The sequence below is a fragment of the Streptomyces sp. genome, from assembly GCF_035645055.1.
GTDB lineage: Bacteria > Actinomycetota > Actinomycetes > Streptomycetales > Streptomycetaceae > Streptomyces.
Genome location: NZ_DASQNH010000056.1, coordinates 97,200 through 111,132, shown reverse-complemented (window position 1 = coordinate 111,132; position 13,933 = coordinate 97,200). Strand labels below are relative to the sequence as shown.

The following is a 13,933-nucleotide window of genomic DNA, read 5'->3' as shown; positions in this document are numbered from 1 at the left end:
CCCTCAGGCCGACGGCAGGTCCTCCGGCGGCGGCGTCGGTGCCCCCGGCAGGCGGATCGTCACCACCGTGCCGCCGCCCTCCGCCGGGGTCAGGGCGACCTCGCCGCCCGCCTGCTGCACCGTGCGGGCCACGATCGACAGACCCAGACCGGAACCCGGCAGGGCCCGCGCGCCCGGGCTGCGCCAGAAGCGGTCGAAGACGTGCGGGAGTTCGTCGGCGGGGATGCCGGGGCCGTGGTCGCGGACGGTGAGGACGCCGTCGGTGAGGCGTACGTCGATCCGGCCGCCCCCGGGGCTGAACTTCACCGCGTTGTCGAGCACGTTGACCACCGCCCGCTCCAGCGCGGACGGCTCCGCCCGCACGTACCACGGCCGCACGTCCGCCGTGATCGTCAGCTCCGGGCCGCGCAGCCTCGCCCGCCGCAGAGCCGACTCCACCGCCTCCTGGAACGGGATCACCTGGGTCCGGCCGCCGTGCTGGCCGGTGTCCGGGCGGGACAGCTCCTGGAGGTCGCCGATGAGCGCGGCCAGCTCCGTCATCTGCGCCTTCACCGAGGCGAGCAGCGCCTTGCGGTCCGCCTCCGGGATCGGGCGGCCGGTCTCCTCGCTGCGGCTGAGGAGTTCGATGTTGGTGCGCAGCGAGGTGAGCGGGGTGCGCAGCTCGTGGCCGGCGTCCGCGATCAGCTGCTGCTGGAGGTCGCGGGAGCTGGCCAGCGCGGACGTCATCGAGTTGAAGGAGCGGGAGAGGCGGGCGATCTCGTCCTCGTCCTCGTCCTCCACGGGGATGCGGATGGCCAGGTCCTCGGTCCGGGCCACGTGTTCCACGGCCTCCGTCAGCCGGTCCACCGGGCGCAGACCGGCCCGCGCCACCGCGAGGCCCGCGACGCCCGCGCCCACCACTCCGATGCCGGAGACGGCCAGCAGCACCCAGGCCAGCGAGTTGAGCGGCTTGGTGACGTCCCCGAGCGGCTTGGCGACGGAGACGGCGATCCCGGGCTGCACCTCGCGGGTGTCGCGGTCGACGACCGGGCGGGTGTAGACGCGGACGGCCGTGCCGCCGGTGGTCCTCCCGGAGTGCAGGGCCGTCTCCGCCTCGCCGTCGGCGACGGCCAGGTCGGCGTCCTGCACCGGCACGTTCTCGATGCCGGGATTGGTGCAGGTGGACCCGTCCGAGTACAGGATCGTGACGATGGGGGAGGTCGGGGGCAGGGGGAGTTGCCGGGGCTCGGCCTGCCGGCAGTTGTCCAGCATCAGCTGGAGCAGGCCGGTCGAGACCTGCTCGCTGCGCAGCTGCTCGTCCAGCTGGGCGTACAGCCGCTCGCGCACCAGGAACCAGCAGGTCACGGACACCGCCGCCACCGCGAACGCCACCGCCGCCGCGACCAGCAGCGCCAGCCGGGAGCGGATCGGCAGGCCGCGCAGACGGCGTACCGCCGTGTTCACTCGGTGCCGCCCTGGCGCAGGACGTATCCGACGCCGCGCACGGTGTGCACGAGCCGCGGCTCGCCCCCGGCCTCCGTCTTGCGGCGCAGGTACATGACGTACACGTCGAGGGAGTTCGACGACGGCTCGAAGTCGAAGCCCCACACCGCCTTGAGGATCTGCTCGCGGGTGAGGACCTGGCGCGGGTGCGCCATGAACATCTCCAGCAGGGTGAACTCGGTCCGGGTCAGCTCCACCGCCCGTCCGCCGCGGGTCACCTCGCGGGTCGCGAGGTCCATGCGGAGGTCGGCGAAGGCCAGCACCTCGCCGTCGTCGGCTGCCGCGGCCGCGACCGCCGCCGCGTACGAGCTGCGCCGCAGCAGGGCCCGGATCCGGGCGAGGAGTTCGTCGAGTTCGAACGGCTTGACCAGGTAGTCGTCCGCCCCGGCGTCCAGCCCCGTCACCCGGTCGCCGACCGTGTCGCGGGCGGTGAGCATGAGGATCGGCGTGGTGTCCCCGGCGCCCCGGATCCGGCGGGCCGCGGTCAGCCCGTCCATGCGCGGCATCTGGATGTCGAGGACGACGAGGTCGGGCCGGTACGCGGCCGCCTTCGCCAGGGCGTCCGCGCCGTCGACCGCGACCTCGGTGTCGTATCCCTCGAAGGCCAGGCTGCGCTGGAGCGCTTCGCGTACCGCGGGCTCGTCGTCGACGATCAGGATGCGCTGGGGGGCACGGTCGCCTTCGGCGGGGCTCATGGCGTGGTTCCTCGGGGTGGGTTCGGCGGGCGGGCGCTGACGTTCTCAGCCTCGCACGTCCGCTCAGCCGGTTGTCTCCTCAGCCGGTTGTCTCCTGAGCCGGTCGTCTCCTGAGCCGGTCGTCTCCTCAGCCGTGGTCCTCAGTCCGTGGCGCCGGCCCGCAGCTTCGCCAGGTCGGCCTTGACGGTGTTGACCGGGATCGCGAAGCCGAGGCCGACGCTGCCCGCGTCGGACGAGGAGGAACCGCTCGCCGAGTACATCGCCGAGTTGATGCCGATGATGTCGCCGTTCATGTCGATCAGCGCGCCGCCGGAGTTGCCGGGGTTGAGGGACGCGTCGGTCTGGATGGCCTTGTACGTGGTCGTGGACGAACCGGTGTCGCCGTTGAACTCCTGGCCGCCGAACTCGAACGGCCAGCCCCCGCCGGGCTGCTGTTGCTGCCCCTCCTCGGTGGGGACGGTGACGTCACGGTCGAGGGCGGAGACGATGCCGCTGGTCACCGTGCCGGTCAGCCCTTCGGGGGAGCCGATCGCCACGACCTGGTCGCCGACCCGCAGCCCGGAGGAGTCGCCGAGGGTGGCCGCCTTCAGACCGGAGGCGTTGTCCAGCTTGATCAGGGCGAGGTCCTTGCCGCTGTCGGTGCCGACGACCTGGGCGGTGTACTCCTTGCCGTCACTGGTCGTCACCGTGATCCGCGAGGCGCCGGAGACGACGTGGTTGTTGGTGATGATCTCGCCGTCACCGGTGATGATCACGCCGGAGCCGGTGGAGGACCCGGCGTTCGAGGTGGCGTTGATCTCGACGATGCTCGGGCTGACCGCCTTGGCGACCCCGGCGACGGTGCCCTTCTGGCTGGCCGGGACCACATCGGTGCTGGTGGAGCCCGCGACCACGGCGGACGTGCCGCCGGTCAGCTCCTGAATGCCGTACGCCGTGCCGCCGCCGACCGCCGCGGCCACGATCGCGACGGCGGTGAGCAGGGCGACGGGCCCGCGCTTCTTGGCGCGCCGCCGGGACACGGGCTCCGTCAGGAGCGCGGTGGGCTGATGCGGCTGGTACGCCGGAGGGGGCGGCCACTCGGGGTTCACGTTGCTCTCGGTCATGTCCATGAGCTTCACGCGCGACCATGAGAGCCACCTGAGTGCTGCCTGAGAAGCCCGGCAGAACCTCGTATGCCCGATATAAGTTCCGGCGCCTCGCCCGGCGGCGCCCGCTCCCCCTCTTGTGGCGCACGTCACATGCAGTTCCTGTCAGCAATCGGCTCGCCGTCCCGCTCAACTCACGAAGCGAAACGACAGGAGCTGCACATGAAGCACCGCATCGTCGTCCTCGGCGCCGGGTATGCCGGGGCGTTCGTGGCCGGGAACCTGGCCCGTCGCCTGTCCCCGGCGGACACCGGGATCACCGTGGTCAACGCCGAGCCGGACTTCGTCCAGCGGCTGCGACTGCACCAGTTCGCGGCCGGCCAGGAGATCGAGGCCCCGAAGCTCGCCGACGTCTTCGCGGGCACCGGGATACGGCTGCGCCTGGCTCGTGTCACCGCCGTCGACCCCGAACGCCGGGTCGTCGCCGTGGCCGACGCCGCCGGTGGCGGCGAACTCGGCTACGACACCCTTCTCTACGCGCTCGGCAGCCACGTCGCCGACCACGGCGTCCCCGGTGTGACCGAGCACGCCTTCGATGTCACCGGCCGGCCCTCGGCGCTGCGCCTGCGCGAGCGCCTGGACGGCCTGGACGGGCGGGGCGGCGGGAGCGTGCTGGTCGTCGGCGACGGACTGACCGGCATCGAGACCGCCACCGAGACAGCCGAATCCCGGCCCGGCCTGTCGGTGACGCTGATCGCCCGCGGCGAACTGGGCGCCCCGCTCTCCGCCGGAGCCCGCGGCCACCTCCGCCGGGCCTGCGACCGGCTGGGCGTCACCGTCCTGGAGCACACCACCGTCGAAGCCGTCGAGGCGACGCGGGTGCTGTGCGCCGACGGCACCGTCCTGGCGTCCGACGCGACCGTGTGGACGGCCGGGTTCGCGGTCCACCCCATCGCCGCCGCCGGCGGGCTGGAGGTCACCGAGAACGGCCGGATCGTCGTCGATCGCACCATGCGGTCGGTCTCTCACCCGGACGTCTACGCCGTCGGCGACAGCGCCCACGCCATCGGCGACAACGGCCGGCCGCTGCCGATGTCCTGCGCCTCGGCCGGCTGCACCGGCCGGCAGGCCACGGAAGCGATCATGGGACGCCTGACCGGCCGCGAGATCACGAACACCAAGCTGGAGTACGTGGCCAACCACATCAGCCTCGGGCGGCGGGACGCGATCCTTCAGATGGTCGACGGCGAAGGGCGGGCGAAGCCCAAGTACCTGGGCGGCCGGAAGGCCGCGCGGATCAAGGCGGGCATCCTCGGGATGTCGCTGTGGGCCACCTCGCACCCGACCTTCGGTCTGCCCAAGCGCAAGCGCCGCCTGGCCGCCTCGTCGGACGCGTCCGACGAGAAGCGCGTAGCCGCCTAGGGTCGTCCCCGTGGACAGCATCGCCACTGATCGCTTCGACACCAGCCGGTTCGAGGCCAGCCGGAACCGGCTGGCCTCGCTGGCGTACCGCCTGCTGGGCTCCGCCACCGACGCCGAGGACGCCGTGCAGGACGCGTTCCTGCACTGGCAGGCCGCCGACCGGCAGCGGATCAAGGTGCCGGAAGCATGGCTGACCAAGGTCGTCACCAACCTCTGCCTCGACCGGCTCCGCTCGGCACAGGCCCGCCGCGAACGCGCCGTGGGCGCCTGGCTGCCCGAACCGCTCCTCGACGGCGATCCGATGCTCGGCCCGGCCGACACGTTCGAACAGCGCGAATCGGTCTCCCTGGCCGTGCTGACGCTGCTGGAGCGCCTGTCACCCCTCGAGCGGGCCGTCTACCTTCTGCGCGAGGCGTTCTCCCACAGCCACGCCGAGATCGCCGAGATCCTCGACATCAGCGAGTCCGCGAGCCAGCAGCACCTCCACCGGGCCCGGCGCCGCCTCACCGCCGCGCGCCGCCGCGGCGGCGAAATCGACCCGGAATCCGCCCGCAGGATCGTCGAGGAGTTCCTCGCCGCCGCCTCCTCGGGCCGCACCGAACGGCTGGTGGCACTGCTCACCGACGACGCGACCGCGATCTCCGACGGCGCCGGCCTGACCGAGAAACTGCTGCGGTACGACACTCCGCAGCGCATCGCCGCCGTCGCGCGGGCCGGCTTCAGACCCACGCCCGCGAAACGGCGACTCGCCGGCGGCACGCCCGCCGTCCACTACGCGCTCGTCAACGGGGCTCCCGCCATCCTCTTCGTGCTCGGCGACGACCGGGTCGTCGGGGCCGTGACGTTCGACATCGCCAGCGGCAGGATCGCCACGGTGCGCGGCATCGCCGCCCCCGACCGGCTCGTCCGCCTCAGCGAGGCCTGGCGGCGGCAGGAACCGGACACGCCGCTCGTCGCCCAGTGGTGAACTGGACCGCGCTGCGAGGAAAGGGGTACCGAAGAGGCCCTACGGAAGCTCACTCACAGCCGCACGACCGCCGTATCACCAGGCGGGACGGGAACACCTTCAGCCGCTCCCGCCGGGACCCCGTCACCCGCACCCCGTCGTCCAGGACGAGGTCCACCGCCGCGCGGGCCATCGCCGAGCGGTCCGAGGCGACCGTGGTCAGGGGCGGGTCGGCGAGCGCCGCCTCCTTGATGTCGTCGAAGCCGGCCACCCCCAGCTCGCCGGGGACGTCGATGCGCAGCTCGCGGGCCGCGCGCAGCAGCCCGATGGCCTGGTCGTCGGTGGAGCAGAAGACCGCCGGGGGACGGTCCGGCCCGGACAGCAGCTCCAGGGCCACCCGGTAGGCGTCGTAGCGGTTGTACGGCGCCTCGAAGAGCCGGCCCTCGGTGGGGATGCCCGCCTCGTCCATGGCGCGCCGCCAGCCCTCGACGTGGTCGGAGACGGGGTCGCCGACGGCCGGGGTCTCGGCGGTGCCGCCCACACAGGCGACGTACTCGTAGCCGTGCTCCAGGAGGTGGCGCACGGCGAGCTGGGCGCCGCCCAGGTCGTCGGTGACCACGGCGACGTCGTCGATGGACTCGGGGCGCTCGTGCAGCAGCACCACCCGCGCGTCCCAGGCCTCGATCTCGGCGGCGGCGAGGTCGTTCAGCGCGTGCGAGACGAGGATCAGGCCGGAGACCCGCATACCGAGGAAGGCCCGCAGATAGTGGACCTCGCGCTCGCCGACGTAGTCGGTGTTGCCGACGAGGACCATCTTTCCGCGCTCGGAGGCGGCCTGCTCGACGGCGTGCGCCATCTCCCCGAAGAAGGGCTGGCGGGCGTCGGGGATGATCAGGCCTATGAGATCGGTGCGGCGGGAGGCCATGGCCTGGGCGACCCGGTCGGGCCGGTACCCCAGTTCCTTGATCGCGGCGAGGACACGCTCGCGCGTGGCCGGGGCGACCGGCCGGGGTCCGTTGTTGATGACGTAGCTGACGACGGCGGTCGAAGTCCCCGCCAGCCGCGCCACGTCATCCCGAGTCACCTTGGCCACGCGCGGAGTCTACGCGGAGAGACCCGCTCTGGGCAGGGCGTCTTACGCCTTGGCCCCACCCGTACGGGGGACCGGCCCGCGGTGTCCGCACTGCGGGCCGGTACGCGGATCAGGCCTCGGTGGCGACCGGACCGGTCAGGCTGTCCGCCTTGTCCGCCTTTGCTCGGTCGGCCTTGGCCTTGGCCTCCTCCGCGGCGCGCTCCACCTTCTCCGGTGTGACGAACCGGTAGCCGACGTTGCGGACGGTGCCGATCAGCGACTCGTGCTCCGGGCCGAGCTTGGCCCGCAGCCGCCGTACGTGCACATCGACCGTCCGGGTGCCGCCGAAGTAGTCGTAGCCCCAGACCTCCTGGAGCAGCTGGGCGCGGGTGAAGACCCGGCCCGGGTGCTGAGCGAGGTACTTCAGCAGCTCGAACTCCTTGAAGGTCAGGTCGAGGACCCGGCCCTTGAGCTTGGCGGAGTACGTCGCCTCGTCCACCGACAGGTCGCCGTTGCGGATCTCCATCGGGGAGTCGTCGGCGACGATCTGCTGGCGGCCCATCGCGAGCCGCAGCCGTGCCTCGACCTCGGCCGGCCCCGCGGTGTCGAGGAGGACGTCGTCGATGCCCCAGTCGGCGGTGACGGCGGCGAGGCCGCCCTCGGTCACGACGAGGACCAGCGGACAGCCGGGTCCGGTCGAGCGCAGGAGCTGGCAGAGGCTGCGGACCTGCGGGAGGTCGCGGCGGCCGTCGATCAGGATGACGTCGGCACCCGGGGTGTCGACGAGGGCCGGCCCCTCCGCCGGGGCCACCCGCACGTTGTGCAGCAGCAGGCCGAGAGCGGGCAGCACCTCCGTGGACGGCTGAAGGGCATTGGTGAGAAGCAGCAGAGAGCTCATCGCGCCCCACCTGCCTGGGTCGTCATACGTTCGTGCACGGTTCGCTCGCCCATAACGTCTGGTTCCTCCTCGGTCCCTGCGAGGACGTTTGCGGCACTGCTCGTACGGTGCGGCTCCCGCGCCCCTGGGATCCGCGGCGGCCCGGGGGCCGCTTGTTGCCACTCATGCGATCGAGGCCCGTACACCCGCGGTCTCCCGCGTCGTATACAACGCTTCCGAAAGCACAAAAGGACCCGGGGGCTGCGCTGCCCGAGTCCTCTGCCCAGCAGAATAGCCCACATGAGCTCAGGTCCGGCAGGTCATGTGGCCCGATCCACCCCGCCATCCACCAATCGTCCACACTCCGAGACGAACCGGGTGAGCGGACCCGCCCGAAAGCGGACGTTCCTGTACACGGCCGACGGAGTGGTGATCGAAGCCGTGTACGAACCGGCGGCCGTCGGTTCCCAGGACATCTCCCGGCCCGCCGCCGGCCACCTCGTGTTCGTGGTGGCGCACGGCTTCACCGGTGATGTGAGCCGCCCACACGTGCGCCGGATCGCGCGCGCCCTCGCCCGCCACGGCGCCGTCGTCACCTTCTCCTTCCGTGGCCACGGCGCCTCCGGCGGCCGGTCCACCGTCGGCGACCGCGAGGTGCTGGACCTCGCCGCCGCCGTGGACTGGGCGCGCGGCCTCGGGCACACGCGCGTGGTGACCGTCGGATTCTCCATGGGCGGCTCGGTGGTGCTGCGGCACGCCGCGCTGCACCGGGAGCACGAACTCGCCGCGGTGGTCTCGGTCAGCGCGCCGGCCCGCTGGTACTACCGGGGCACCGCCCCCATGCGCCGCCTGCACTGGCTGGTGACCCGCCCCGCGGGCCGCCTGGTCGGCCGCTACGGCTTCCGCACCCGCATCCACCACCGCGACTGGGACCCGGTCCCGCTCTCCCCGGTGGAGGCGGTGCCGCGGATCGCCCCCACCCCGCTGCTCGTCGTGCACGGCGACCGGGACGGCTACTTCCCGCTGGACCACCCGCACATGCTGGCCGCGGCGGCCGGTGACCACGGCGAACTCTGGATCGAACCCGGTATGGGCCACGCCGAACACGCGGCCGGCGAGGCCCTGCTCGCCCGGATCGGGGACTGGGCCGCCGGCGCGGCGGGCTAGCCTGGCCGTGTCACGAGTGGACTGACGTGAGGGACGAGATGGCAAAGGTCACGGTGCGCTACTGGGCCGCCGCGAAGGCCGCGGCCGGGGTCGCCGAGGAGCCGTACGAGGCGGCCACGCTCGCCGACGCGCTCGCCGCGGTGCGGGAACGGCACCCCGGCGAACTCGCGCGCGTGCTGCTGCGCTGCTCGTTCCTCGTCGACGGCGACCCCGTCGGGACCCGCGGGCATGAGACGGTACGGCTGGCCGAGGGCGGCACGGTCGAGGTGCTCCCGCCGTTCGCAGGAGGGTGACCAGAGCGATGAGCGACCAGCAGCCGTACGAGGGGTACGACGGGTACGCGGGGCAGCAGTACCCGGGGTACGACCCCTATCAGCCTCACCAGTACCAACAGCCCCGACAGCACCAACAGCCCGAGCAGTACCAGCAGTACCAGCAGCAGGCCGGGTACCAGGAGGAGTACGCCGCCGCCCAGTACACCCAGCAGTGGGAGGGGCAGACCTGGGACACCCAGCTCCAGCAGGCGACGGCGGAGTACGCGCCGCAGCAGCAGTACGCCGCGCCCCAGCCCCAGCCCTACGCCCCGCAGCAGGCCTACGAGCCCCAGGCGCCCGTGGCGGCGCCGGTGCCGGAGGCCGCTCCCACGCCGCAGCCGGTGCTCACCGCGGCCCAGCGGGCCCGCGCCGAGGGCCGTTCCCCGATCATCGAGCCCGGTCTTCAGCCCGCCGCGCTCACCGCGCTGCTCGGCCTGCTGCTGTCCGGCGCGGCTGCGGTCGGCTCGTACGCGCTGCTGGTGCCGCTCGTCGCCCTCCAGGCGGTGACCGCGGCCGGCTGGTTCCGGCTCAACGGCATGTGGCCGGCCCGGCAGGGCATCGCGCTGGCCTTCGCGGGCGCGCTCACCGCGGACGTGGCCCTGCTGGTGGCGGGCCGGGACAACGGCCCGGCGGCGATCCTCGGCACGCTCGGTGTCTGGGTGCTGCTGTCGCTGGTCCTCCAGCTGCGCTCGCACGCCGACCCGGACGAGCGGCTGTACGGCCTGATGGCCACGGTCGTCTCGGCGGCCCTGGCGGTCGTGGCGACCGGCTATCTGGCGGCCGAGCCCGACGCGGTGACCATCGCCGCGGCGGCGGTCGCGGTCGCGGTCCCGGCCCGCGCGCTGCCGTTGCCGACCCCGGTCTCCGTGGTCGTCTCGCTGCTCGCCGCCGCGGGCGCGGGCATCGCGGTGGGCGGCATGACCGGTGTGGGCGCGCAAGGCGCGCTGCTCGGCGCGGCGGCCGCGGTGTGCGCCCTGATCGGCCACCGGGTCGCGAGCTACGACTACCCCTCCCGCTTCGTCCACTTCACCGCGGGCGTCGCCCTGCCGCTGAGCGCCGCGGCACCGGTGGCGTGGGTGCTGGGCCGGGCGCTGGGCTGACCGGCCCGGCGCGGCGCCTGTCACAGTCGATCCACAATTCCGCGGCCGGGCGGCCCGGCGGGGTTACGTTGGCCGTTCGTTGCCGAAGGCCGAAGTGGGGAAAGATGCGCGCGCTGCGAATACTTCTGATCGTCGTCGTGATTCTCGGCGGACTCTTCGTGGCCGTGGACCGCATCGCCGTGCACTTCGCCGAGGGCGAGGTCGCGGACCGGCTGCGGGCCAGTGAGAACCTGTCCTCGACCCCGGACGTGTCGATCAACGGCTTCCCGTTCCTGACCCAGCTCGCGGGCGGCGAGCTGGACGAGGTCGAGGTCGGCATCCACGACTACGAGGCCGCGGCGGGCGACGGGGAGAAGATCCGCATCGGCGACCTGCGGGCGCGGATGAACGGGGTCCGGTTCTCCGGCGACTACAGCTCCGCGACGGCCGCCTCCGCCACCGGCACGGCCACCATCGCCTACGACGAGCTGCTGAAGGCCGCCAAGTCGGAGCCCACCGAAGTGGCGCCCGGCATCACCGCCCGCGTGGTCAGCCTCGCCGACGGCGGCAACGGCAAGATCAAGGTCGGGGTCGAGGCCGACGTCCCGGTCCTCGGCACCCAGCGGCTCTCCGTGCTCAGCACGGTCAGCGTCGAGGGCGACAAGGTCGAGGTGCGCACCGACTCGCTGCCGCAGCTGGCGGGGCTCGACCTGGCCGAGGAGTCGGTCCGGCAGATCACCGACTTCCAGCAGGCCATCGACGACCTCCCGGGCGGCATCCGGCTGGACAAGGTCGAGGCGGCGGCGGACGGTGTGGAGATCTCGGTGAAGGGTTCCGACGTCCGGCTGGCCGGGTAGGAACGCGGCGGACGGCGGGCCGGTGGACACGGTCTGTCCGACAGGCGAGACGCCCGAGTCCGAAGCGCAGATGTGACGACCGAAACGCGTGCCCGGGAGCGCTGCGGCGGCGGTCCGGACGGCACTCTGTTCTCGATATGCGGACGATCCTGTCTCACAATGCGACACGCCGGTGACACGCCCGCCCGTCCGTCCCTACGATCGACGCCATGAAGCGACAGGCGGATCTCACAAAGCGGCGGGCAGTGGACCTGTGCCGCGTTGCCGCCATGCTCTGTCGCACCGTCTGAGCGGCAGCACCGCCTTCCGCCTTCACCCACCCGCCCTGCTCAGGGCATCCGTGCGCCGCGCCGCCCCGCGGCACCTCGCGCACGCCTCACACTCGCACGCCCCGCCGCAACTGCCCCGGAGGAGAAAGAGCATGAGCCGCAGCGACGTCCTGGTCGACGCCGACTGGTTGCAGGACAACCTCGACAACCCCGACATCGCCGTCGTCGAGGTCGACGAGGACACGTCCGCGTACGACAAGAACCACATCCGCAACGCGATCAGGATCGACTGGACGCAGGACCTCCAGGACCCGGTCCGCCGCGACTTCATCGACCAGGAGGGCTTCGAGAAGCTCCTGTCGGCGAAGGGCATCGGCAACGACACCCTGGTCGTGCTCTACGGCGGCAACAACAACTGGTTCGCCTCGTACGCCTACTGGTACTTCAAGCTCTACGGCCACGAGAACGTCAAGCTTCTCGACGGCGGCCGCAAGAAGTGGGAGCTGGACGCCCGCGAGCTGGTCGAGGAGGTGCCCGAGCGCCCGGCGACCGAGTACAAGGCCAAGCCGCAGAACACCGCGATCCGCGCCTTCCGCGACGACGTCGTCAACGCCATCGGCAGCCAGAACCTGGTCGACGTCCGTTCGCCCGACGAGTTCTCCGGCAAGCTGCTCGCCCCGGCCCACCTGCCGCAGGAGCAGTCGCAGCGCCCGGGCCACGTCCCGACCGCCCGCAACATCCCGTGGTCGAAGAACGCCAACGACGACGGCACGTTCAAGTCGGACGACGAGCTGAAGAAGCTCTACGAAGAGGAGAGCATCGACCTCTCCAAGGACACCATCGCCTACTGCCGCATCGGTGAGCGCTCCGCGCTGACCTGGTTCGTCCTGCACGAGCTGCTGGGCGTGGAGAACGTCAAGAACTACGACGGCTCCTGGACCGAGTACGGCTCCCTCGTCGGCGTGCCGATCGAGCTCGGCGCCAACAAGTAATCCCCGGCAAGCAACCGATCCGACCGGCCTTCCGGTCAGACCCCTCTTGGAGAAAGACATGTGTGGAGCGAAGGCCGGCGGCCCCGACGCCTCGACGATCAAGCCCGGTGAGACCACCATCCAGGGCCAGGTGACCCGCGACGGCGAGCCGGTGACCGGTTACGTCCGGCTCCTGGACTCGACCGGCGAGTTCACCGCGGAGGTTCCCACCTCCGCCACGGGCCAGTTCCGCTTCTACGCGGCCGAGGGCACCTGGACCGTCCGCGCCCTGGTGCCCGGTGGCACCGCCGACCGCACGGTCGTCGTCGCCGAGAAGGGCGCCCTGGCCGAGGTCGCGATCGCGGTCTGACGAGGACCCGTACGGCGGAAGGGCCGCACCCCCCGGGTTGGACGCCTGGGGTGCGGCCCTTCTCCGTGCCCGCGGCCCTGCCTACCCTGGACGTATGTACGCACGGCGACGTCACACGTACTTCGCCTTGATGGGCACCTGCCTGGTGCTCTTCGTCCTGGCGTGGGCCGTCGTGCGCCTGTGGTCGACCGAGGCGGCCGTCGCGATGTGCGTGATCGCGATGGTGATCCCGCCCGTCGCCGCGGTGATCGCCAACCGTCGCGGTGCCGACGACCGCTGGTGGGACGACCCCTCCGGGGATCCCCAGTCGGACCAGTGGTGGGACGAGCTGGACGGCAGGAAGCGCCCGGGGTGACGGGTGCCGGCCCGGCCGTACGGGGTACCCCCGGCGCATGAGACTCGTGGCGACGACCCTGGACGCGCCGAACGCGCGTGAGCTGGCGGACTTCTATCTGAGGCTGCTGCCCGGCTGGCGGGTGTGGAACGGCGAGGAGGGACCGGACTGGGTGCACATCCGCCCGCCGGACGGCGGCACCGGCCTGTCCTTCCAGACCGAGCCCCGGTACGAGCCGCCCGTCTGGCCCGGCGAGCCGGACCGGCAGCAGATGATGAGCCACCTGGACATTCAGGTCGACGATCTGGAGGGCGAGACGGCCGCCGCCCTTCTCGCGGGCGCCCGGCTCGCCGCGTTCCAGCCCCAGTCGCACGTACGGGTGCTGCTGGACCCGGCGGGCCACCCCTTCTGCCTCTACGTGCCGGCGCGGACCGGCGATCAGTAGACGAGCGCCTGGGTGTCCTCCGCCAGCGCCTCCTGTACGAAGACCTGCGCGCCGGCGATCCGGACGCCCTCGATGACGTCCTGCTCCGTGATGTCCCGCCGGGCCGCGCACTGGGTGCACAGCGTCAGCCTGCCCGCGGCGAGGACCGAGTCGATCAGGCCGGGCAGCGGTGCCGCGTGCGGCAGCTCGAACTCGGCCGCCCGGCCGGGCAGCGCGAACCAGGCGGACTCGCCGGTCAGCCAGACGGAGACGTCCACCCCGCTGGCCACGGCCACCGCGGCCACCGTGAACGCCTGCGAGCACCGCTCGGGGGCGTCCGCCCCCGCCGTCACCTTGATCACGAGCTTCTTCGCCATAGCCGGAATCGTAGTGCGCGAGGCACCCGCGTAAGCTGGTCCCCGGCCTTGTGTACCGCTCACCCTCGCCCAACAAGGAGCACGCCGTGGAGCTCTTCTTCGAAATCCTGCTGGTCCTGGTCGCCGTCGGCGTTCTCGCCTTCGCCGGTCTGACCGTGAAGAAGCTGTACCAGGGCCAGCGCTGACCCACTA

Annotated in this window: 17 protein-coding genes; 11 read left to right on the top strand and 6 right to left on the bottom strand. The window is 72.3% G+C overall.

Annotation, left to right across the window (positions count from 1 at the left end):
• Nucleotides 1-3: 3 nt before the first annotated feature.
• From VE614_RS19370 to VE614_RS19360, 3 genes are all read right to left on the bottom strand, one after another.
• Nucleotides 4-1,443, bottom strand: a complete 1,440-nt coding sequence (locus VE614_RS19370; RefSeq protein ID WP_324938262.1) for a HAMP domain-containing sensor histidine kinase — start codon at nucleotides 1,441-1,443, stop codon at nucleotides 4-6.
• On the bottom strand, nucleotides 1,440-2,177 hold the full coding sequence (locus VE614_RS19365; RefSeq protein WP_324938259.1) for a response regulator transcription factor: 738 nt from the start codon (nucleotides 2,175-2,177) through the stop codon (nucleotides 1,440-1,442). Before VE614_RS19365 ends, VE614_RS19370 begins: the two co-directional genes overlap by 4 nt.
• Nucleotides 2,178-2,317: 140 nt before the next feature.
• On the bottom strand, nucleotides 2,318-3,286 hold the full coding sequence (locus VE614_RS19360) for a S1C family serine protease (protein ID WP_414719608.1): 969 nt from the start codon (nucleotides 3,284-3,286) through the stop codon (nucleotides 2,318-2,320).
• A gap of 198 nt (nucleotides 3,287-3,484) precedes the next feature.
• Between VE614_RS19360 and VE614_RS19355 the strand changes: the two genes are divergently transcribed.
• On the top strand, nucleotides 3,485-4,684 hold the full coding sequence (locus VE614_RS19355) for an NAD(P)/FAD-dependent oxidoreductase (protein WP_324938253.1): 1,200 nt from the start codon (nucleotides 3,485-3,487) through the stop codon (nucleotides 4,682-4,684).
• Nucleotides 4,685-4,694: 10 nt separating this feature from the next.
• Nucleotides 4,695-5,651 (top strand): sigma-70 family RNA polymerase sigma factor, encoded by a 957-nt coding sequence (locus tag VE614_RS19350; protein ID WP_324938249.1) that lies wholly within the window; start codon nucleotides 4,695-4,697, stop codon nucleotides 5,649-5,651.
• A 49-nt stretch (nucleotides 5,652-5,700) separates the two neighbouring features.
• Here VE614_RS19350 and VE614_RS19345 read toward each other — a convergent pair whose 3' ends face one another.
• Nucleotides 5,701-6,723: a LacI family DNA-binding transcriptional regulator gene (locus VE614_RS19345; protein WP_324938246.1), complete on the bottom strand. Its 1,023-nt coding sequence runs from the start codon at nucleotides 6,721-6,723 to the stop codon at nucleotides 5,701-5,703.
• Nucleotides 6,724-6,832: 109 nt separating this feature from the next.
• Nucleotides 6,833-7,600: a response regulator transcription factor gene (locus tag VE614_RS19340; protein ID WP_324938243.1), complete on the bottom strand. Its 768-nt coding sequence runs from the start codon at nucleotides 7,598-7,600 to the stop codon at nucleotides 6,833-6,835.
• Between the two features lie 279 nt (nucleotides 7,601-7,879).
• Here VE614_RS19340 and VE614_RS19335 point away from each other — a divergent pair, with 279 nt between their 5' ends.
• The 9 genes from VE614_RS19335 (at nucleotide 7,880) to VE614_RS19300 (ending at nucleotide 13,385) form a co-directional block, all read left to right on the top strand.
• Nucleotides 7,880-8,746: an alpha/beta hydrolase gene (locus tag VE614_RS19335; protein WP_324938240.1), complete on the top strand. Its 867-nt coding sequence runs from the start codon at nucleotides 7,880-7,882 to the stop codon at nucleotides 8,744-8,746.
• 38 nt (nucleotides 8,747-8,784) lie between these two features.
• The gene (locus VE614_RS19330; RefSeq protein ID WP_324938237.1) at nucleotides 8,785-9,039 is read left to right on the top strand and encodes a MoaD/ThiS family protein; all 255 of its coding nucleotides are present in this window, start codon (nucleotides 8,785-8,787) and stop codon (nucleotides 9,037-9,039) included.
• Nucleotides 9,040-9,047: 8 nt separating this feature from the next.
• Nucleotides 9,048-10,160 carry a hypothetical protein gene (locus VE614_RS19325; RefSeq protein ID WP_324938233.1) on the top strand — a complete coding sequence of 371 codons (1,113 nt, stop codon included), beginning with the start codon at nucleotides 9,048-9,050 and terminating at the stop codon, nucleotides 10,158-10,160.
• A 104-nt stretch (nucleotides 10,161-10,264) separates the two neighbouring features.
• Complete coding sequence (locus tag VE614_RS19320; RefSeq protein ID WP_324938230.1) at nucleotides 10,265-10,996, top strand: DUF2993 domain-containing protein; 732 nt, start codon at nucleotides 10,265-10,267, stop codon at nucleotides 10,994-10,996.
• 209 nt (nucleotides 10,997-11,205) lie between these two features.
• Nucleotides 11,206-11,286, top strand: coding sequence for a putative leader peptide (locus VE614_RS33790; protein WP_350203226.1), 81 nt, complete (start codon nucleotides 11,206-11,208; stop codon nucleotides 11,284-11,286).
• Between the two features lie 131 nt (nucleotides 11,287-11,417).
• Nucleotides 11,418-12,257 carry a sulfurtransferase gene (locus VE614_RS19315; RefSeq protein ID WP_324938227.1) on the top strand — a complete coding sequence of 280 codons (840 nt, stop codon included), beginning with the start codon at nucleotides 11,418-11,420 and terminating at the stop codon, nucleotides 12,255-12,257.
• 58 nt (nucleotides 12,258-12,315) lie between these two features.
• Nucleotides 12,316-12,606 carry a DUF1416 domain-containing protein gene (locus tag VE614_RS19310; RefSeq protein WP_043502058.1) on the top strand — a complete coding sequence of 97 codons (291 nt, stop codon included), beginning with the start codon at nucleotides 12,316-12,318 and terminating at the stop codon, nucleotides 12,604-12,606.
• A gap of 94 nt (nucleotides 12,607-12,700) precedes the next feature.
• The gene (locus tag VE614_RS19305) at nucleotides 12,701-12,961 is read left to right on the top strand and encodes a DUF3099 domain-containing protein (protein WP_324938224.1); all 261 of its coding nucleotides are present in this window, start codon (nucleotides 12,701-12,703) and stop codon (nucleotides 12,959-12,961) included.
• A gap of 37 nt (nucleotides 12,962-12,998) precedes the next feature.
• Nucleotides 12,999-13,385 (top strand): VOC family protein, encoded by a 387-nt coding sequence (locus VE614_RS19300; protein ID WP_324938221.1) that lies wholly within the window; start codon nucleotides 12,999-13,001, stop codon nucleotides 13,383-13,385.
• Here VE614_RS19300 and VE614_RS19295 read toward each other — a convergent pair.
• Nucleotides 13,379-13,741: a DsrE family protein gene (locus VE614_RS19295; protein WP_324938218.1), complete on the bottom strand. Its 363-nt coding sequence runs from the start codon at nucleotides 13,739-13,741 to the stop codon at nucleotides 13,379-13,381. The two genes, VE614_RS19300 and VE614_RS19295, sit on opposite strands and share 7 nt — an antisense overlap.
• Nucleotides 13,742-13,933: the final 192 nt, after the last annotated feature.